The sequence below is a fragment of the Paenibacillus graminis genome (assembly GCF_000758705.1).
GTDB lineage: Bacteria > Bacillota > Bacilli > Paenibacillales > Paenibacillaceae > Paenibacillus_AQ > Paenibacillus_AQ graminis.
Map to the genome: position 1 here is coordinate 4,621,935 of NZ_CP009287.1, position 18,805 is coordinate 4,640,739.

Consider the following 18,805-nt stretch of genomic DNA (forward strand, 5'->3'; position numbering starts at 1 on the left):
TTTAGATCCTTCCATATTCACTTGCTTTAAGTACATAGCTCTCGCATGTGCGGGCCATCCGCTGAAGGTCCTGCTCCGTTAATTCACGAATCACTCTGGCAGGTGAACCGAGTGAAAGGGTATAGGGCGGAATGATTTTGTTTTCGGTTACAATAGATCCGGCTCCTATTAAAGCATATTCACCAATCTCTGCACCGTTCAATACAATTGCACCCATTCCGATTAATGTACCTTTGCCTATCCTGCAGCCATGGATGATTGCAGAATGGCCAACCGATATGTCATCTCCCAATACCAGCGGCAGTCCCTCAGCCACATGTCCCACGGTACCATCCTGGATATTGCAGCGGTCACCGATGATAACCGGAGCTAAATCCCCCCGCAGTACGGCGTTGAACCAGATACTGGACTGCCGTCCAATTCTTACGTCACCTACCAGCTTTGCACCTTCCGCCACGTATACAGATTCGTCAAGCTGCGGTATGTAGTTCCCATAACCAATCCGCATTCTTCTCCCCCCCTGCCTACTGCAGCTGCTTCGGCACAGCCGCCTCCAGTCCCCACGGCGTCATCATGACCACCGGCCCCTCCGGTGTTTCGCCGAGCCGGAGCATGCCCAGATGCAGCATCATCCGGATGATGCGCTGTTCCAGAATTGAAGCGGCATCATCGTAATAAAATGGCTTGACCAGCCAGCCCAGACCCTCGATGACTGAAGACACGGCAACCCATTTCCCCGCACTTACACTAATCCAGTATACGAGGGATGGCAGATTTGGTATAGCGCCTTTATACAGTTTTAACCAAAAGGAGTATAACTGTATCAGCTTTTCAGATTTCCCTTGTCCGAGCAGCGTGTCTCCCGCCAATGTCAGCTTCAAACGCGAGCCCTCCTCGGTAGTCCAGCGGCGGTGGCGGGCGTAATCCACGATCAGAGCCAGTCTGGGCGGGTAATGCTCACAGGCTCTTCCATAGCCGAATCTCCAGCCGCCTTTGCCGAGAAGAGGTTCAGGAATTTGAATTGCGTTCATGACCCCCTGCTGATACCTTTTGTGCAGCGCTCCTTCCTGGTTCAGCTCCGGCTCATTTTCTTTGATGTACCGAAGAAAGAGCAGCAGGTCACCAGCAAGCATCTCGCCTTCGCCCCGGTAAATCGCAGGCTCTGCGCTTGGAGGGATTCGTTCCTTGAGATAATCGCCCATCCGTTCGCGGAAACGGGTTTTCAGATCCTGCGGCACACGAAATAAATACCTGCTTTGCTGAGAAGCGCCGCTAAAGAGCCAACCGCTATTTTTGAACCTTGCAACCATCTCCCGGTATCTCCCGCTTTGTCCGGGAACCGAATCGAAGGAAGCCTGCCTCGCCGCAGCTAGCAAATCCTCAAGACTGAACTGGCTGCGTTCGTCGAACAACAGCGTATTGAGAAACCGCAGGTCTTCAGGAGCGCATTCCCGGATATGGGATTCCATAAACTGGCGGCTCCCCAGTGTGATCAATATACTCTGAATCAAATCATGTTTGGAATTCCGTTTGCAATCACACTGGTAGCGTCCCGCAATGGCGGTAAGCTGACTAATGTCTGCAAAGTTAAGCATATCCGCCAGATTCATCATTTATCGCCTCACCGTTTTACTACCATTATGGGAAATACTGCCCATTTTATTCCTTGTGGCCCAAAAAAAATAACCCGAAGGGTCGGGTTAATGCTGTTGCTGCAGAATATGGCGTGTACAATTGTACAGCAGCGGATTCCATTCCTTCTCGTTCTTCTCCAGGATAGTAAGCGATAGATTGCCGAGACGCTCTGAGTACTTATCCTTATATAAGGCGATATAGAGCTGGGACAAAAAGCCTCCATGCGAGATGACAAGAATGTTCTTATCCGGATAAAACGCGGCAATTTCCTCCATAAAAGCTAAGGCCCGCGCTTGAAGCTGTTCATCCGACTCCTGTCCAAGCGGCAGCAGATTCCAGTCCTTGCCCCACTTCTCTTCACGCTGCACAGCAGTCATCCCCTCAACCTGGCCATAGGCCCGCTCACGGATGCGATCGTCCGGTTCAAGCAATGGAATGCCCAGCTTGGCCGCGATAATTTTGCCTGTCTCCGCAGCACGGGAAAGACTGCTGGTGATACAGTAGTCCCAACGGTAAGTTTCCTGCAGAAGCCGGTCTCCCAGCATCTCTGCCTGTTTCCTGCCCTCATCGTTGAGCGGAATGTCGCTTTGTCCCTGTATTCTCCCTTCCGCATTCCAGTCCGTCAGCCCATGGCGGATTAAGCCAATCAGCATCACAATCACCTTGCCCTTCCCTTATGTTTGCTTAATAATGTAACACGAATGAAAACAAATGTCTTCTTTTTGAAATGTTAATATGGCATATCCGGTACGATGACAACAAAAAAGCCCGCTTTACTTGGGAGTAAAGAGAGCTTTCTAATGTCTGCGGTAACGGTTCAGCCGGTACAGCAAAAATATCGACAGGCCTACTCCGAGCATGGACAGCATCATCCAATATTGCGGATGGGTAGGTCCCATGCTCACCACGAGCGGTTCAATGATGCCTCCGCCCGATTCAGAGTCAGGGTACGAGGAGGACCAATCCAGAGACAAGCCGGCTACACCGGTCTCCACAATCCCGCTCTGCGCCACAGTAGTGTTGGCAGGTGTTTTGAACATTGTAAAATACAAAAAGCTGGATATAAAAACAGCCAGAAAACAGGCAATCCAGAGACTGAGCCGGCGGCGGAAAACGGCAGAATTCCCGGCAGATTTACCATCCCCCGGCAGGAGCCAGGGACTTTCCAGATAAATCCGCTCCATTACCCGAAGATTCACAGCCTCCGCACGTTCTTCGCTGACTTCAATCTGTGTTTCCCGCATAAGTTCACTGCTCTCCTGCCACAGCGTCCATTCTGCGGAACAGTAGGGACAATTCACAATATGCCTTTCAAGCAAAATCCGCTTAGGGTCCGTGGGGGGAGCGTCCCACAAAAGCGGAATGGAATCCTGCGCTTCCCTGCAATTCATAGGCCTTACACCCTCTCAGCCTGCACATCTTCTTCTGCTTCAGGCTCATAAAAATAGGACTCGAGTTGGAGCTTCACACTGCTCCTGGCACGGAACAATAATGATTTCACGGAGCTGACACTCTGGTCCAGAATCTCTGCAATTTCCTGGTAGTCCATTTGATCGTATTCCCGGAGGATCAGCGCGGAACGCTGTTTCTCCGGCAGATTATTAATCGCTTCACGGACCAGGTTCATCCGCTCTTTGCGGAGCGCGGCCTGTTCTGGAGCCACCTCCATCGGGGCTACCGGCGTATACCCGCTTTCCTCAAGTGACACATTTCCGGCACGGTTCTTGCGAAGCTCGCTAAGCACTGTATTCCGGGCAATCGTATACAGCCATGTTGAAAATGATGCATCTACTTCCCGGAAAGAATGCAGGCTCCGGAACGCCTTGTAAAAGGTCTCCGAGCATAAATCCTCTGCAAGAAGCTCCATGTGGGAATTCTTGAGCATATGGTAGACAAAAGCCAATATTTTACGTTGGTACCGCCGCATTAATTCTGAATATATCTCTGTGTTACCTTGCTTGATTAGCTGGATCAACTGGGAATCCGTCATGGTGAGTTCGGCCCTCCTCGCCCTAGCACGCATAATCCCGTCCGGTCCATAATTCTTATACCGGCCGAGGCTTAAAAAGTTGCGGTTTTCCTGCAAATTTGCACAAATTTAAAGGCATTACTTCCTATGTATATTCCGTCACCCGGCAAATAAGGCACTCTGTAAGTAAATACAGAAAGAAAAACGCATGTCCATGGATTTATGTGCAACCAAATACCGGTTCGCCTGTTATATCCCTGGAAACTATAAACATACCTAGTCTAGTATAACACATATTCTTACAGGATGACATTAATAGACTCATTGCAGCCGTAATGCGTCAGATTTCCAAGTGTGGAGTCGAAAAAAAGGAATCCGGCCGAATTCAAGCTCCAGAAGATGAACTCATATTTTTTTGAATAAAGTGTTGACAAGATGTAAACGGATACATATAATAAAAGTACAGTATGGTTTCTCTCCACTCCTATCCAAATACTATACGGTTCCAAGTAATTGTGAACTGTAACCGCTTATTATGTATAAGCGGTCTTTTTTTGTCTATTTTAGTACCAATTGGTGAAACTCATAAATTCTTCTAATTCCCTCCCCTGCCGGTTCAAAGCCTGTATTTATGGGCGGCCGATCAATCCAAACAAGAGCAGACGGTTAAGCTCTGCCATTTTCTCTTTGTAATTTTCAGTTCTCGCCCAGGCGGATTGGATCGCCCCGATGGCATTTAATAATTCCAATATGGTTTCTAGTGAAACAGAAGCATCAATAACCCCTTCCTTTTTCCCCAGCGCAATGAACTCCTCTATGATTTCAATTCTGATCCGATTTGTATTTTCATTGTACAACCCTGACAGCACTTGGTCCTCTACAGCCCCCGGGGAACTGAGTAATTGATAATCCTGTTCGGAGCAGATTTCCAGAACCTGAAGAATTTTATTTTTATAATCGATATTTTGGTTCATGAGCTCCTTCGCCTTGCGCACGGTATTCTGCATCAGAACGTTGGCACATTCCCTGACCACCCCTTCTTTGTTACCGAAATAGTTATATAGCGACACGGAAGATACGCCGGATTCAGCGGCAATGTCCTTTATACTGACGTGGATAAAGCCTTTCTCTGTGAAAAGCTTCAGGGCTGCTGTAACGATCGCATCCTTCTTGGTTTGGGTTCGTATCTCAAATTTGTTCATACTTCGCTACTCACTTCCCGCCTCATATTCATATTTTTAATATATCATGATTTGTTTAGTTTTGAAATAACGACTCCGATATTTAAAAACTTATTGACAGACGGTTTGAAGCAGAGCTAGAATCGAGCTGTAATAATTTTTAAATATGTGATTGTATATTTAAAAACTTATATACAGAATAGGATACATGAGATGGAGGGGCTATTCATGAGAATATTAGTGTACGGGGCAGGAGTCTTAGGAAGCTATTTAGCCCATGTGCTGGTGCGTGGAGGCAACAATGTGACCATGCTGGCCAGAGGAAGTCGGCTCGATGAATTGCAAAAGAACGGCAATGTGATCCGGCATTATTTCCAGTTCCGTAGCACGGTCGATCAAGTAAATGTGATCAGTGAACTGCAGCCGAAGGATATTTATGACCTTATTTTTGTCGTGATGAAATATCCGGATTTCCAGTCGGTACTGCCTGCTCTTGCAGCAAACCACAGCAGCCATATCCTACTCGTGGGGAATAATGCCAGCCCCTTAGAGATGCGGGATTATTTGCTGGCCAGCAGCCCGTTGAAGAAACACGTTGCCTTTGGCTTTCAGGTGAGTGCCGGATGGAGGGAGACCGGCCGGATGTTCTGCGTACGTGGTCCACAGGTGCAAATGACCCTCGGCGGGTTAGGGGAGGATCTGCGTTGGCGAACCGTGATTGACCAGGCTTTTGTGAACACCAAATATAAATTGGTCTATCAACAGAACATGGATGAATGGTTGAAAAGCCACTTTATGATGGTCTTGCCTTTAAATTTTATCGCGCCTGCCTATAATGGCGATTTGCGCAAGGCTGCAAAAGACAACAAGCTGCTTCATCAGGTCATTGCTGCTGTAGATGAGGGCAATCAGGTATTGGAAAAGCTCGGGTATACGGTAACGCCGGCAAGTCAAATCAAATTAGCCCGGAAACAACGAAAAATGTTCTATCTCCTGCTGAAATTTATGCTGTCAACCCCTGTGGGTAAAATACTCTTGGGTGATAAAGCGGTGTCCGCTGACGAGATTTCTGCGTTATACCAAGCCTTTAATGATCTGAAGAGTAGCGCGAACATTACAACACCTAATTGGGATATACTTGGAAATTATTCTCCGTCTTCTCAGAGGTAACCCATTCCGCATCAAAAATCCCCTTCAAGCTCACATCTCCGCTCATGTTAACCATGGGCTTTGGGAAGTGAATGCTTCAAGGGGATTTCATTCAATCTTTACACATACACAGTATAATCATGGTGCTGCAGCAGAATCTTAGCCCGCTCCATATCGTTCTCCTGCCGGAAGGACAGGCGCATTATGCCCGGCACATCCTCGCGGCTCTCGATAATCTGCACGTTGCTGAGGTTGATGCCCTGGTCCCCCAGCTCTGTGGCAATCCGTCCGATAATCCCCGGATGATCGGGAACATCGATATGCAGATCGAACAGCGGAGTAATCATCCCCTTGCGCCGCTCCGGCAGCTGGCTGCGGAAGCCGCCCGCTTCAAGGAAAGCTTCCTCTATGCCATCTCCGTCCGCTTGCTCAAGCAATTGAACAAATGAGGAAACCTCATCATTCCAATCCTTCAGCAGACGAAGCATAACCGAGCGGTTGTTCAGCAGAATATCCCGCCAGATAATCGGGTCGCTGGATGCAATCCGTGTGATGTCACGGAAGCCCCCGGCAGCCAAAGTACTGTACAGAGAGTCCGTGTCGTCATACGCCCGGATCTGATTCACCAGCGCAACCGCAATGATATGCGGCAAATGGCTGATGGCTCCGACAATCTCATCGTGGCGCTCCGGATTAAGCCGGACAACCTGCGCTTTGGTATGTAGAAGCAAAGCTTCAAGGGCCTGATAGGCTTCCTCCGGGACTCCTGGAGGCGGTGTCAGCACATAATAGGCGTTCTCGAACAGCAGAGAAGAAGCAGCCTCTACACCGGAACGTTCCGATCCGGCCATGGGATGCCCACCGATAAAATGGACGTCTGGAAGATCCAGCGAAACCGCACAGGCGGCAATCGTCGCCTTGGTACTGCCAACATCCGTAATAATACAGCCGGGCTTCAGGGGAAGCTTGCTAAGACGCTGCAAATAAGCCTCCAGCATGCCTACAGGCACGCACAAAAAAATGAAATCGGCATCCAGTGCCGCTTCCTCAAGTGAAAGTGTGGCCTGATCGACCACACCTCGGCTGACATATTTTTGTGCCGATTCGGGACGGTGGGCATGGCCTATAACGGTCAGGCCCTCCTTGCCTTTGAAGCAAAGGGCCAGAGAGCCTCCGATCAGACCGACACCGAAAATTGCTATTTTTGTCGTCATGTTCTCTGAACTACCTGCCTTCTGTAGATTCGTCTTGTACGCTGTACCTTAGACTTGTACGCCCTGTTCCTGGAGCACCTGCTCCAGCGCAGCGATAAAAGCCTTGTTCTGTTCCGCCGAACCGACAGTGACCCGAATATAGGTCGGGTACAGCTTGTGACCTGCCCTGACAATAATCCCCCGCCGCAGCAATGCATCAAAAATTTCGGCTGCCGGCTTCCGTACATCTACCATAATGAAATTGCCGTGAGCCGGGAAGAATGCAAGGTCCAGCCGCTTAAATTCAGCCTGAAGCTGCAGAATGCCCGCACTGTTCAACCGGCGGCACTCCTGCACGTATTCCTGGTCAGCGAGCGCTGCAAGCGCTCCGGCCTGCGCCAGACGCGAGGTATTAAACGGTTCACGCACCTTATTGATCAAGGAGATAATCTGCGGACTTGCTACCCCATACCCGATTCGCAGTGCAGCCAAGCCGTAAATCTTAGAGAATGTGCGCAATACAACCAGATTCGGGTAGGATTCCAGCAGCTTGATTCCATTCGGGTACGAAAGATCAGTCACATATTCGCAATACGCCTCATCCAGGACAACCATCACCCCGGCCGGCACCGCATTCAGGAAAGTGATCAAGGCTTCTTCGGGCACAATCGTCCCGGTAGGATTATTGGGATTACAGATCCAGATGACTTTGGTCCGCTCTGTAACCCGGGCCAGCATCGCGTCCAGATCATGCGTACCATGGGCCAGAGGCACTTCGATAGAGACTGCACCTTCGATATCGGCATTGCTTTTATATACGGAAAAGGTCTGGTCCGCCATAATCGTCTCGTCTCCCGGCAGGAAAAACGCGCGGGCAAGCAAGGCGATAATCTCATCCGATCCGCAGCCAAAGATAATGCTGTCATTCCGTACTCCGAGATGATTGGCCAGCGCAGACGTCAATTCAGCCGCTGAGCCGTCAGGGTACAGATACAAGTTCTCCAGCTCTGCAAGGATAGCGGCTTTGGCATTTGGTGAAGATCCATACGGATTCTCGTTGGAAGCCAGCTTAATAACATCTTTTAAGCCAAGCTCCTTCTTCACTTCCTCGATAGGTTTCCCCGGTTTGTATACAGGGAGGTTAACGATATTTGGTTTCGGGTTCATGAACGGTCCTCACTCTCCATAAAAATCTCCAACGGTTTCAGGTCTGCCAGCAGACGGTTATGGTCTTAATTGTGCCACAAATTCACGAATTTGCAACAAGCCTTCACTTCGTGTAGCTGCATTGTTGAGCAGTGGAATAACATCCTCGACCTTGCGGACGATTGCGCTGCCTACCACTACACCGTCGCAGATGCGGGCAAACCGGGCTACCTGCTCACCGGTTGAGATGCCGAAGCCCACCGCCACAGGAAGGTCCGTGGCCTGGCGGACAGAAGCAATGAACTCATCCACTCCGGAATGAAAGGAAGAGCGTTCTCCTGTAACTCCAAGCGAAGAAACGCAGTACACGAAACCGCTGGCCCCGGCGACAATCCGTTCAATCCGTTCGCTGGACGTAGGCGCTACAAGCGGAATAAGATTCACGCCGGCGGCGCGGCTGCGCTGACGCATGTCCTCTGACTCCTCCACTGGAAGATCAGGAATAATCAGCCCGCTGATCTCATGGGCATCCAGCAGGGAGAAAAAGCTGTCGAGTCCCATCTGCATGACCGGATTATAATAGGTGAACAGAATGAAAGGCAGCTTGCTGCCCGCCTGCCGGGCCTTCAGCGCTGTTTCCATGCAGGTGCGCAAATGGATATTGCCCTGCAGTGCTCTGGAAGAGGCCCGCTGGATCACCGGACCGTCCGCAAGCGGATCGGAATAAGGCACGCCCAGCTCCAGAATATCCGCCCCTGCCGCTTCCAGCTCGGCGATAATCTCAAGCGTAGTCTCCAGATCAGGATCGCCAACAGTCAGGAACGGAATCAGCGCTGTCCGGCCCTCCTCCTTCAGCCTGCGGAAGGCCAAATCCATCCGGTTTGTCGTTACGGTTGTCATCACTTACCCGCCCCTTCCGTGTAGGCCATTATGGACTCAACATCCTTGTCCCCGCGTCCCGACAAACAGATCACCACGATATCATCTTTGGTCAATGCCGGTCCAAGCTTTACAACATGCGCGATGGCATGGGCGGATTCAAGCGCCGGAATAATCCCTTCGGTTACGCAGAGCAGCTTCAGGGCTTCCAGGGCTTCATCATCCGTAACCGGCACATACTGCGCTCGGTGGACGTCTTTGAGGTAGGAATGTTCAGGGCCTACTCCGGGATAGTCCAGACCGGCAGAAATCGAATGCGCCTCCTGTACTTGTCCATGCTCATCCTGCAGCAGATAGCTCAGAGAACCCTGAAACACTCCCCGGGTCCCTTTGCTCATCGTTGCCGCATGGAACGGAGTCTCGACGCCTTTGCCGGCAGCCTCCACCCCGATCATCCCGACCTGCTCATCCTCCATGAACGGATAGAACATGCCGATCGCATTGCTGCCGCCGCCCACTGCGGCGACCAGCAGATCCGGCAGCCTGCCTTCGGCTTCCAGAATCTGGCGCCGCGTCTCATCCCCGATAATCCGCTGGAAATTGCGGACCATCATCGGGTACGGATGCGGGCCCACAGCAGAACCCAGCACGTAGAAGGTGTCTTCCACGTTGCTGACCCAGTATCTGAGGGCCTCATTTCCAGCGTCCTTCAATGTCCGTGAACCGGAAGTCACCGGAATGACTTCAGCCCCCAGCAGCTTCATGCGGAATACGTTGAGCGCCTGGCGGCGTGTATCCTCCTCGCCCATGAACACCTTGCACTCCATCCCGAGCAGGGCTGCTACTGTAGCTGTAGCCACACCATGCTGGCCTGCGCCGGTTTCGGCGATGACTTTGGTTTTGCCCATCATTTTGGCGAGAATGCCCTGGCCGATCGCATTATTGATTTTGTGAGCACCTGTATGGTTGAGATCCTCACGTTTCAAGTATATTTTAGCTTCTCCCAGATGTTTGCTGAGACGTTCCGCATAATAGAGCGGAGTCTCGCGTCCGGAATATTGCTTGAGCAGATAATCCACTTCCTTCTGAAAAGCAGGATCGGCGGAAAATCTGTTGTAGGCTTCCTCCAGCTCAATCAGCGCATTCATCAACGTTTCAGGAACGAAGCGGCCTCCAAAAGAACCAAAACGTCCATTCTTGTCCGGTACTTGTATCATGATTGCTTCACCCTTTCCACAAAAGCTGTCATTTTGACGATATCCTTAACTCCATTGCTCTCTACTCCGCTTGATACATCTACACCATACGGAGCATAGCCATCCAGCAGTTCACGCACATTCTCCGGGTGCAGTCCACCGGCTATAAATAAAGGCAAGCCATAAGCAGAAGCCGCTTGTCTATAGGCAGGAATCTTCTCCCAATCAAAGGTCCGCCCGGAGCCGCCGCTGCCCGCCGGGTCATAGGTATCCAGCAGCAGGGCATCTACGGCTCCGGCATAGTGATGCAAGGAATAAGGATCATCCGCAGCTGACTCTGCATTGCTTGTGGCTACAGAAAGAGCCTTCCATAGCTGCACCTGCGGAAAAGCCGCCTTGACGGCCCGGCACAAATCTGCACTCTCCTGGCCATGCAGCTGGATGACCTTCAGCGGTACGGTGGAGAGCAGCGCTGCAAGCTCAGCAAGTGTAGGATTTACAAACACTCCGGCGGCGAGCGGAGGTTTCCCGTTCTCCCATTCCGCAAGCTCGGCAATAAGCTCTGCTGCTTGTTCGGGGCTCACCCTGCGGCGGCTCTCTGCAAACACAAACCCGATAACATCCACAGGTAATCGCTTCATAGATTTTAGCACTTCAACGTCCTGAAGTCCACAGATTTTTACCAGCGTCTCAGCCATGGGCGGCACGTTCCTTCCCTTCCGGCAGCGCACCAAGCAGCCCGTGCACTGCCTGTTCCACATCCGGCTGGCGCATCAGATATTCTCCAACCAGCACTCCGCTGGCTCCGGTAGTTTTTAGATAATCAATATCCCCGGGTCCGGCTATTCCGCTCTCGCTGATCACGGGAACGGTGCCGGGAAGCAGCGCTGCAAGCTCAGCTGTCGTAGACAGTGCCGTTTCGAACGTGCGCAGATTGCGGTTGTTAATCCCCAGCAGCACCCCCGGGTGCTCCAATTTCCCGGTAGCCAGAACGGTCTCCAGCTCGCTCCGGTCATGAATCTCAATCAGGATATCGAGTCCCAGCGAGGCAGCTGCACCGGTGAACGAAATCAGCTGCTCTGGCGTCAGAATGGCTGCAATCAGCAGCACCGCGTCGGCACCCAGCAGACGGGATTCGTAGATCTGCCGTTCATCAATAATGAAATCCTTGCGCAGCAGCGGAAGCTTAACTGCCTCCCTAACCTGCTGCAGATAAGCCCCGCTGCCCTGAAAATAGTCTTTATCCGTAAGGACGGATAAGCAATCCGCTCCGCCCGCTTCATACCCCTTGGCGATCGACACCGGATCGAAATCCGCCCGGATTAAGCCTTTGGAGGGGGAAGCCTTCTTTACTTCGGCAATCAGCCCCATGGATCTGTTCCGCGACTTCGTTAGCGCTGTTCGAAAACCTCTTGTGGGAGGCAGTGCTGCAATCTGACGTTCTGCCCCGGACAGAGAAAATGTCTGGCTTAATGCTTTAACCTCATTAATTTTGGTGGCAACAATCCGCTCAAGATACATAATCAAGCTCCTTTGTCATGGCTTTGAGCTGCTCCAGCTTCAGCAGCGCAGCACCGGAATCTACTACAGCCTTTGCTTTTTCCACACCCTCTTGCAAGGTATTCGCAAGTCCTGCCACATAAATGCAGGCGCCTGCATTGGCGAGGACAATATCTCGGTAAGGATTCCGATCTCCTTGCAGTACTCCGGTGATTATTGCCGCATTCTCCGCCGCATCACCGCCAAGCACATCCTCCAGCGGATGTGTGTTAAGTCCCAATTCCTGAGGGGTGATCTCATATGTCGTCACCACTCCGTTCTTCAGTTCAGACACCTGTGTAGGAGCGGAAATACTGATCTCATCCAGGCCGTCCAGACTGCTCACAATCATCGCACGCTTGGAGCCAAGCTCTTTCAGCACATGGGCTATAGTCTGTGTCTTGTCCCTGTCGTAGATCCCCATCAGCTGACGGTCCGCTCCTGCCGGATTGGTCAGGGGCCCCAGCATATTGAATACAGTGCGGAACCCCAGCTCCTTCCGCGGTGCTGCAGCGTGCTTCATCGACGGATGATAGATTTGCGCGAACAGGAAGCAGATGCCGATGGTATCCAGGCACTGCCGGGCCTGCTCTGCATTCAGATGAATATTGACTCCAAGTGCCTCAAGCACATCGGCACTGCCCGCTCTGCCGGAGGCGGAACGGTTGCCGTGCTTGGCGACTCTGACGGAAGCTGCAGATGATATAATGGCCGAGGCTGTGGAAATATTGAACTTATGGATGCCCGAGCCGCCGGTTCCGCAGGTATCCAGCAGTTGGGAACGTTCTGTAGCCACATGGGTGCTGAACCCCCGCATCGCTTCCGCGAATCCGGTGATTTCTTCAACCGTTTCTCCCTTAATCCGGAGTGCCGTCAGCAGCGACCCAATCTGCGCCGCTGAGGCTGATCCTTCCATAATGGACCCCATAATCTCCCGCGCCTGCAGCCGGCTGAGATCCCGGCCTTCAATTATACTGGCAATCCCTGATTGTATCCTTTGGCTTGCGTCCATCCTGATTTCCTCCTGTTCATTGTGCCGTCTCAGGCTTCTGGAATCCATTGCTGTTCCGCTTGACCCTCCGGGATCAAGGGGTATACTCATACATGTAATCCTGGTTGATTACCTGCTTTTCTTTGACTTCAGCGGGGAACATGGCTTCTGCCATCCGGATCGCCTTCAGCATCGCTTTGGCCTTGTTGAGCGTCTCTTCATATTCCTTCTCGGGAACCGAATCCCACACGATCCCTGCCCCAGCCTGCACATAAGCCCGGCCTTTGCGGAAAATGATGGTGCGGATCGTAATGCACGAATCCATATTTCCGGAAAATCCAAGATAGCCGATGGCCCCGGCGTAAGCGCCTCTCGCTTCCCGTTCCAGTTCGGCGATGATTTCCATCGCCCGCAGCTTCGGCGCACCCGATACAGTCCCTGCCGGAAGACAGGAGAGGAAGGCATCGAAGAAATCCTTGCCCTCGTCCAGTGTCCCTGACACATTCGAGACGATATGCATCACATGCGAGTACTTCTCGATTTCCATGAAGGAATCGCATTTTACCGTACCGAATTTGGACACTCTGCCCAGATCGTTGCGGCCCAGATCCACCAGCATCAGATGCTCTGCCCGTTCCTTCTCGTCCTCCAGCAGTTCAGCGGCCAGCGCCCGGTCGTGCGCTTCGTTCTCTCCACGGGGACGGGTCCCGGCGATGGGCCGGGTTTCCACACGGCCTCCGTCCACCTTCACCAGCGCCTCGGGCGAAGTGCCGACGATGATTTCCTCATCCATTTTCAGATAATACATATACGGGGAAGGGTTCAGCGTCCGAAGCATCCGGTAGACATGCAGCGGGGACACTTCTGTTTCAATATGCAGCCGCTGAGACAGCACCACCTGAAAAATATCTCCCGCCCGGATATATTCCTTCGCCTGCTCCACATTGCTGATGTACTGTTCCTTGGTAAGATTCGAATGTATCTCACCCAGTTCAATATCCTGGGGAATGCTGCGCCGGTTGACGTTTTCCTTCGGTCCTTCCTTCTGAAGCTCTTCAGCCATAGTCTCAAGACGGCGGCTCAGGTCTTCATATCCGGCCCGGATATCGGAATCCGTATCCCCGTCCTTGATATGCAGGTTACCTACCAGGAGAATCTGCTGTTTCACATGATCGAATACGATAATGCGGTCACAGAACATGAAGCGGATATCATCCATATTCAAATCATCGACTGCATGGGCGGAGAGCTTCTCATAATACTGCAGCAGATCATACCCGAAGAATCCGATGGCCCCGCCTGTAAAAGGAGGCATCCCGTCCAGCTTGGGACTGCGGTATGAGCGGAGCAGTGCTTTCAGCTCCTCTACGGGTTTGCCGAACAGCTGTCTCTTCTCGCCGGCGACCTCCACATGGACTTCGCCTTTTTTGCCGGAGACCATCAGGAAGGGATCACTGCCGATAAAAGAATAACGGGCCCACTGTATCCCACCCTCTACACTCTCCAGCAAAAAGGCCCGGTCCTGCCCGGCAAACCGCTGGAATAACCGGATGGGTGTCTCCATATCGGCGAGCAGCCGCGTAACTACTGGGATCAGATTATATTCCCGCGACAGCGACACCACTTCTTCTACTCTTGGATTCGTCACTTGGGATGCCTCCTTGAAATGTTGGTTTATATTGTCCGAAATACAGAAAAACCTCTACCGAAGTAGAGGTTTGTGTAAGTAAGTATATGGAAAAGCGCAAAGGATCGGCATATAACCATCGCAGAGGATGCACTTCCCCCTATAGAAGAATACAGCGATAGTGCAAATACGCGCACTAAAGTGTAACCTAAAAAGAGAATGGCAAACATACGCAATACATGCCTAAACTCAACTAAAATCCTGCACTCTGCTCAACTATACTCATCTCAGCTAAACTAAACTCTGCTTCACTCGGCTAATTACACTATACATGATGCCTTTGGTCCATGGCAACCCCGCACAAGGAATTTGTTACTTCTGCTGTGAAAGATCGGGACGAAGCTTCCGGGCTTCATTCAAATAGACATGGCGGATATCCCGCTGGGATTTATCGGTGTTGACCTGCACCATAAGCCGGATGCACTTCGGCAGGCCGCCTTTGACGGGAATCTCCACGGAGCACATCAGAGGCACCAGGTCCCACCCTTCAATTTCACGGATCGCCCGCGCCGGAAAGGTGGCGTCCAAATCTCCGGTCACAGTAATCCACACGCTGCAGATATCTTCCGCAATGACATCATTGCGCTCTACAATCTCGCGCAGCAGTACAACCGTTTCCCGCAAAATCTCGTTTTCCTCATTGTTGGTTACGGTTGTTGCACCGCGTATTCCCCGGTTTACCACGGGCTTCCCTCCTTCTTAAGCTGTGCAAGAACCTCGCGCACGGCACTCTGCTGCACATCATTCACGATGCTGACAGCTCCGATTGAATCCGGCACGATAAAGGTCATCTTGCCTTCCTTGAATTTCTTGTCATGCATCATCGCTTCCATCAGCTCATCCACGCTGTACTCAGCAGGCAATCTCACGGGAAGCGAGAGTGCGGACAGCATGGCGATGGTATCCTCATAAATCACCCGTTCCCGCCCAAGCTTGGCGGCGAGAAGCGCAGAGCCTGCCATTCCGATGGCAATGGCTTCGCCGTGCAGGAATACACCGTACCCGCCCACAGCTTCAATCGCGTGTCCGATCGTATGTCCAAGGTTCAGAAACGCTCTTTGCCCATGCTCCCGCTCATCATTGCTGACGACCCGGGCCTTGATCGCACAGCCCCGCTCCAGAGCATATCCCAGTGCCTCCGTATTCAGGGAGAGCAGCTCAGAAGCATGTTCAAGGCACCAGTAAGCAAAGTCACGGTCCAGAATCAGGCCGTGCTTCACCACTTCAGCCAGTCCTGAAGAGATCTGGCGCGGCGGAAGTGTGCTCAGGGTATCCAAATCATAGAGCACCAGCGACGGCTGATAGAAGGCGCCGATCATATTTTTTGCCAGCGGATGATTAACCGCAACCTTGCCGCCTACACTGCTGTCATGAGCCAATATGGTAGTAGGAATCTGAATGAACCCTATTCCACGCATGTAGGATGCGGCTACAAATCCTGCCAGATCCCCTACCACACCGCCACCCAGCGCCAGAACAGCTGAACTGCGGTCCAGACCGGCCTGGATTGCCGTTGTGATGACTTCTTCATAAACGGCCAGTGATTTGGAGGCCTCTCCGGCCGGAATCACATGACTGACTACAACATATCCTTCTCCGCGCAGGGCGGCCTCAACCATGGGAAGATACCGCGGGGCCACTTCGCTGTCGCTGACAATCAGCAGCGGACTGCGCAGCGGAAATCCGGCCTTCACGCAATGCCGGCCAATGTCACGCAAGAGTCCGCTTCCAATATGGATCGGATAAGAGCGTTCACCGAGTTCTACCGTAATGCTGCGCATCATTAGTAGCACTCCAGCTGTGCCTGGTAGTTGTTGTAGTTCGCTCTGATCTCCTCGATGGAATCGCCGCCGAACTTGTCCATAAAGGCTTTGGCGATCTCCCAGGCCACTACATTCTCAAGCACCACACAAGCTGCCGGCACAGCACAGGCGTCTGAACGTTCTACTTGGGCGGTAAAAGGTTCTTTCGTGTCGATATCGACACTTTGCAGCGGTTTGTACAACGTCGGAATCGGCTTCATCACCCCGCGGACCACAACCGGCATTCCGTTGGTCATTCCGCCTTCAAAGCCGCCCAGACGGTTGCTCGCCCGGTAGTATCCCCGGGATGCTTCATACATGATCTCATCATGGACCTGCGAGCCCCGCAGCTTGCCTGCTTCAAAGCCAATGCCGATTTCCACACCCTTGAAGGCGTTAATGGACATCACAGCACCGGCTATGGCGCCATCCAGCTTGCGGTCAGACTGTACATGGCTTCCCAGACCGACGGGCAGACCTTCAACGATACACTCCACGATGCCGCCGATAGAGTCGCCTTCCTCCTTGATCTTATCTATGTAGGCTTCCATCTTCTTCTCAGTTTCTTTATCTACAACTCTCACAGAAGAAGCTTCTGTCTGCTCGATCAGCTCGTCAATCGGCAGATCATTCGCAGGTGCTTCAATTTCACCGATACGGATCACCTGTCCTGCAATCTTCACACCAAACGCAGCCAGAAGCTGCCGGGCTACTGCGCCTACAGCCACTCTAGCCGCCGTTTCGCGGGCGCTGGAGCGCTCAAGCACATTCCGCAGATCAGTCAGATTATATTTCAGTCCGCCGTTCAGGTCCGCATGTCCGGGACGGGGGCGGTTCACACGCCGCTTCTCTTCATCGCTGCCGGGGATCGGCTCGATATTCATAATATTTTTCCAGTGCGTCCAATCCTTATTTTCCACAACCAAAGCTACAGGAGCACCCGTAGTGTAACCATGACGGACTCCGCCGACGATTTCTGCCGAATCCTTCTCAATCTGCATCCGCCGGCCGCGCCCGTACCCTTTTTGCCGCCGCTGCAGTTGAAAATTAAGCTCTTCAAAATCAAGTGTCAAATTGCTGGGCAGTCCTTCGATAATAGCTGTAAGCTGGGGGCCGTGCGTTTCCCCCGCTGTTAAGTAGCGTAAACTCATGCTGCTTTCCCCCTTCACACTTTTAAACTGTAAACCGCTAAAATGTTAAATGTCTTTGCTCATTATAGTATAGGGAATCCGCTTTGACAAGAAAGGGATAAGCCCGGCTTGCCCTCGTCCGGTACGAAAAAGAACAGCGCCGCCTCTACTCTTGCGAGTAAAGACGACGCTGCAGTGTACCCAAAAGAACCGAGTTTTTAACTGCCGATTCTCCGGCTTGGCGGCAGGCATGCCGCCTTGTCATCTTCAAGCGCGAGCAGACTTTGCAGCTGCCGCTCTTCAACACCGAGAACTTGCCCGCATTCACGGACGGTCAGAAAGCCGCGTCTGTAGGCATCTATGACCTTGCTTTTATCCATCGGAATGTACGACCTTTCGCATGACACACGTAATCTTCCTCTACTGTCCAGTATCACTGAAAACGAGCGAAAGTATACGTATCCCTAGGAATGTCATATTCCGGGGCACAGCCAATTTATTTCTTGCGGTAGAAGAACGTTTCCGTCGATTCGAACCCGTACTGGGCCGGGGTGAAAATCTGCTCCGTGCTGCCCACGAACAAATATCCGCCCGGTCGCAGGCTGGCTGAAAATTTGTGATACAGCTTGCTTTTGGCTTCTTCCGTAAAATAGATCATGACATTGCGGCAGATGATCAAATCGAAGCCTTCATCAAACTTATCCAGCAGCAGGTTCTGCTTGCGGAAATCAATGCTTTTCTTGAGCCCGTCGCTGACTTTGAAAACAGGCCCCTCCGGTGTAAAATAGCGGCCGGCGACATCCTTTGGCACATCCTTCAGCGAACGCTCCAGATAGATGCCCTGCTTCGCTTTGGCCAGTGCGCCGTCATCGATATCGGTCGCCAGAATTCCGGTCTGCGCCAGAATATTTTTGTCGGAGAGGATCATAGCCAGCGTGTATGGCTCTTCACCGGTGGAGCAGGCAGCGCTCCACAGCTTCAGCCTGCGGCCCGAACCCTGCAGTTCAGGCAGAATGACATCCCGCAGAACCTCCCAACGGTTCGGGTTGCGCCAGAATTCCGAGACATTGATGGTCATGCGGTCCAGGAATTCATAGAACAAAGCTTTGTCCTTCATCATAGCGGCGAAAAAATCACTGAAGGACTGATAGCCGTTCTTCATCCGGAGCGTGGTCAGTCGCCGTTTCATCTGCGCTTCCTTGTACTGGGCCAGGTCAATCCCGGTGCTTTGCTTAACGTTATGAATAAATCCGGTATAATCCGGGTCAGGTGCTGTTGATACTTCTTCTCGTTCAGCCATTATGTTCC

At 52.0% G+C, this 18,805-nt stretch carries 20 protein-coding genes; 1 reads left to right on the top strand and 19 read right to left on the bottom strand.

The window, feature by feature from the left end; genetic code table 11:
- Window position 1 precedes the first annotated feature (1 nt).
- The 6 genes from PGRAT_RS19805 to PGRAT_RS19830 form a co-directional block, all read right to left on the bottom strand.
- Window positions 2–508, bottom strand: a complete 507-nt coding sequence (locus PGRAT_RS19805) for a gamma carbonic anhydrase family protein (protein WP_025707457.1) — start codon at window positions 506–508, stop codon at window positions 2–4.
- Between the two features lie 16 nt (window positions 509–524).
- Complete coding sequence (locus tag PGRAT_RS19810) at window positions 525–1,610, bottom strand: hypothetical protein (RefSeq protein ID WP_025707456.1); 1,086 nt, start codon at window positions 1,608–1,610, stop codon at window positions 525–527.
- Window positions 1,611–1,700: 90 nt separating this feature from the next.
- Entirely contained in the window at window positions 1,701–2,288 is a 588-nt protein-coding gene (locus tag PGRAT_RS19815; RefSeq protein WP_025707455.1) for a histidine phosphatase family protein, read from the bottom strand.
- A gap of 144 nt (window positions 2,289–2,432) precedes the next feature.
- Window positions 2,433–3,026 carry an anti-sigma factor gene (locus tag PGRAT_RS19820; protein ID WP_025707454.1) on the bottom strand — a complete coding sequence of 198 codons (594 nt, stop codon included), beginning with the start codon at window positions 3,024–3,026 and terminating at the stop codon, window positions 2,433–2,435.
- A 5-nt stretch (window positions 3,027–3,031) separates the two neighbouring features.
- Window positions 3,032–3,625 carry an RNA polymerase sigma factor gene (locus tag PGRAT_RS19825; RefSeq protein WP_025707453.1) on the bottom strand — a complete coding sequence of 198 codons (594 nt, stop codon included), beginning with the start codon at window positions 3,623–3,625 and terminating at the stop codon, window positions 3,032–3,034.
- Window positions 3,626–4,233: 608 nt separating this feature from the next.
- Entirely contained in the window at window positions 4,234–4,806 is a 573-nt protein-coding gene (locus PGRAT_RS19830; RefSeq protein WP_025707452.1) for a TetR/AcrR family transcriptional regulator, read from the bottom strand.
- A gap of 207 nt (window positions 4,807–5,013) precedes the next feature.
- On the opposite strand from PGRAT_RS19830, the gene PGRAT_RS19835 reads away from it, so the two are divergent.
- Window positions 5,014–5,955 (top strand): ketopantoate reductase family protein, encoded by a 942-nt coding sequence (locus PGRAT_RS19835; RefSeq protein WP_025707451.1) that lies wholly within the window; start codon window positions 5,014–5,016, stop codon window positions 5,953–5,955.
- A gap of 98 nt (window positions 5,956–6,053) precedes the next feature.
- Here the strand turns inward: PGRAT_RS19835 and PGRAT_RS19840 are convergent, their stop codons facing one another.
- The 13 genes from PGRAT_RS19840 to PGRAT_RS19895 all read right to left on the bottom strand — a co-directional run bounded on the left by PGRAT_RS19840 (window position 6,054) and on the right by PGRAT_RS19895 (window position 18,797).
- Window positions 6,054–7,148, bottom strand: a complete 1,095-nt coding sequence (locus tag PGRAT_RS19840) for a prephenate dehydrogenase (RefSeq protein ID WP_025707450.1) — start codon at window positions 7,146–7,148, stop codon at window positions 6,054–6,056.
- 48 nt (window positions 7,149–7,196) lie between these two features.
- On the bottom strand, window positions 7,197–8,294 hold the full coding sequence (hisC, locus tag PGRAT_RS19845) for a histidinol-phosphate transaminase (protein ID WP_025707449.1): 1,098 nt from the start codon (window positions 8,292–8,294) through the stop codon (window positions 7,197–7,199).
- 57 nt (window positions 8,295–8,351) lie between these two features.
- Window positions 8,352–9,173, bottom strand: a complete 822-nt coding sequence (trpA, locus tag PGRAT_RS19850) for a tryptophan synthase subunit alpha (protein ID WP_025707448.1) — start codon at window positions 9,171–9,173, stop codon at window positions 8,352–8,354.
- The gene (gene trpB, locus PGRAT_RS19855) at window positions 9,173–10,369 is read right to left on the bottom strand and encodes a tryptophan synthase subunit beta (protein ID WP_042267089.1); all 1,197 of its coding nucleotides are present in this window, start codon (window positions 10,367–10,369) and stop codon (window positions 9,173–9,175) included. The genes trpA and trpB overlap by 1 nt, the downstream gene beginning before the upstream one ends.
- Entirely contained in the window at window positions 10,366–11,046 is a 681-nt protein-coding gene (locus PGRAT_RS19860) for a phosphoribosylanthranilate isomerase (RefSeq protein WP_042267092.1), read from the bottom strand. Before PGRAT_RS19860 ends, trpB begins: the two co-directional genes overlap by 4 nt.
- Complete coding sequence (trpC, locus tag PGRAT_RS19865; protein WP_025709341.1) at window positions 11,039–11,869, bottom strand: indole-3-glycerol phosphate synthase TrpC; 831 nt, start codon at window positions 11,867–11,869, stop codon at window positions 11,039–11,041. The genes PGRAT_RS19860 and trpC overlap by 8 nt, the downstream gene beginning before the upstream one ends.
- On the bottom strand, window positions 11,859–12,899 hold the full coding sequence (gene trpD, locus PGRAT_RS19870) for an anthranilate phosphoribosyltransferase (RefSeq protein WP_025709339.1): 1,041 nt from the start codon (window positions 12,897–12,899) through the stop codon (window positions 11,859–11,861). Before trpD ends, trpC begins: the two co-directional genes overlap by 11 nt.
- A gap of 73 nt (window positions 12,900–12,972) precedes the next feature.
- Window positions 12,973–14,526, bottom strand: a complete 1,554-nt coding sequence (gene trpE / locus PGRAT_RS19875) for an anthranilate synthase component I (protein WP_025709337.1) — start codon at window positions 14,524–14,526, stop codon at window positions 12,973–12,975.
- Window positions 14,527–14,877: 351 nt separating this feature from the next.
- Window positions 14,878–15,249, bottom strand: a complete 372-nt coding sequence (gene aroH / locus PGRAT_RS19880) for a chorismate mutase (protein ID WP_020427687.1) — start codon at window positions 15,247–15,249, stop codon at window positions 14,878–14,880.
- Window positions 15,243–16,346, bottom strand: coding sequence for a 3-dehydroquinate synthase (gene aroB, locus PGRAT_RS19885; protein WP_025709335.1), 1,104 nt, complete (start codon window positions 16,344–16,346; stop codon window positions 15,243–15,245). Before aroB ends, aroH begins: the two co-directional genes overlap by 7 nt.
- A 2-nt stretch (window positions 16,347–16,348) precedes the next feature.
- Window positions 16,349–17,518, bottom strand: coding sequence for a chorismate synthase (gene aroC, locus PGRAT_RS19890; protein ID WP_025709334.1), 1,170 nt, complete (start codon window positions 17,516–17,518; stop codon window positions 16,349–16,351).
- A 197-nt stretch (window positions 17,519–17,715) separates the two neighbouring features.
- Window positions 17,716–17,904, bottom strand: a complete 189-nt coding sequence (locus PGRAT_RS33350; RefSeq protein WP_155990565.1) for a hypothetical protein — start codon at window positions 17,902–17,904, stop codon at window positions 17,716–17,718.
- A gap of 89 nt (window positions 17,905–17,993) precedes the next feature.
- Complete coding sequence (locus PGRAT_RS19895) at window positions 17,994–18,797, bottom strand: CheR family methyltransferase (protein WP_025709333.1); 804 nt, start codon at window positions 18,795–18,797, stop codon at window positions 17,994–17,996.
- Between the last annotated feature and the right edge of the window lie 8 nt (window positions 18,798–18,805).

Coding starts and splice junctions, on each gene's coding strand:
- PGRAT_RS19805 (WP_025707457.1), bottom strand. CDS start 508: ATGCGGATTGGTTATGGGAACTACATACCGCAGCTTGACGAATCTGTA.
- PGRAT_RS19810 (WP_025707456.1), bottom strand. CDS start 1,610: ATGAATCTGGCGGATATGCTTAACTTTGCAGACATTAGTCAGCTTACC.
- PGRAT_RS19815 (WP_025707455.1), bottom strand. CDS start 2,288: ATGCTGATTGGCTTAATCCGCCATGGGCTGACGGACTGGAATGCGGAA.
- PGRAT_RS19820 (WP_025707454.1), bottom strand. CDS start 3,026: ATGAATTGCAGGGAAGCGCAGGATTCCATTCCGCTTTTGTGGGACGCT.
- PGRAT_RS19825 (WP_025707453.1), bottom strand. CDS start 3,625: ATGACGGATTCCCAGTTGATCCAGCTAATCAAGCAAGGTAACACAGAG.
- PGRAT_RS19830 (WP_025707452.1), bottom strand. CDS start 4,806: ATGAACAAATTTGAGATACGAACCCAAACCAAGAAGGATGCGATCGTT.
- PGRAT_RS19835 (WP_025707451.1), top strand. CDS start 5,014: ATGAGAATATTAGTGTACGGGGCAGGAGTCTTAGGAAGCTATTTAGCC.
- PGRAT_RS19840 (WP_025707450.1), bottom strand. CDS start 7,148: ATGACGACAAAAATAGCAATTTTCGGTGTCGGTCTGATCGGAGGCTCT.
- hisC (WP_025707449.1), bottom strand. CDS start 8,294: ATGAACCCGAAACCAAATATCGTTAACCTCCCTGTATACAAACCGGGG.
- trpA (WP_025707448.1), bottom strand. CDS start 9,173: ATGACAACCGTAACGACAAACCGGATGGATTTGGCCTTCCGCAGGCTG.
- trpB (WP_042267089.1), bottom strand. CDS start 10,369: ATGATACAAGTACCGGACAAGAATGGACGTTTTGGTTCTTTTGGAGGC.
- PGRAT_RS19860 (WP_042267092.1), bottom strand. CDS start 11,046: ATGGCTGAGACGCTGGTAAAAATCTGTGGACTTCAGGACGTTGAAGTG.
- trpC (WP_025709341.1), bottom strand. CDS start 11,869: ATGTATCTTGAGCGGATTGTTGCCACCAAAATTAATGAGGTTAAAGCA.
- trpD (WP_025709339.1), bottom strand. CDS start 12,899: ATGGACGCAAGCCAAAGGATACAATCAGGGATTGCCAGTATAATTGAA.
- aroB (WP_025709335.1), bottom strand. CDS start 16,346: ATGCGCAGCATTACGGTAGAACTCGGTGAACGCTCTTATCCGATCCAT.
- aroC (WP_025709334.1), bottom strand. CDS start 17,518: ATGAGTTTACGCTACTTAACAGCGGGGGAAACGCACGGCCCCCAGCTT.
- PGRAT_RS19895 (WP_025709333.1), bottom strand. CDS start 18,797: ATGGCTGAACGAGAAGAAGTATCAACAGCACCTGACCCGGATTATACC.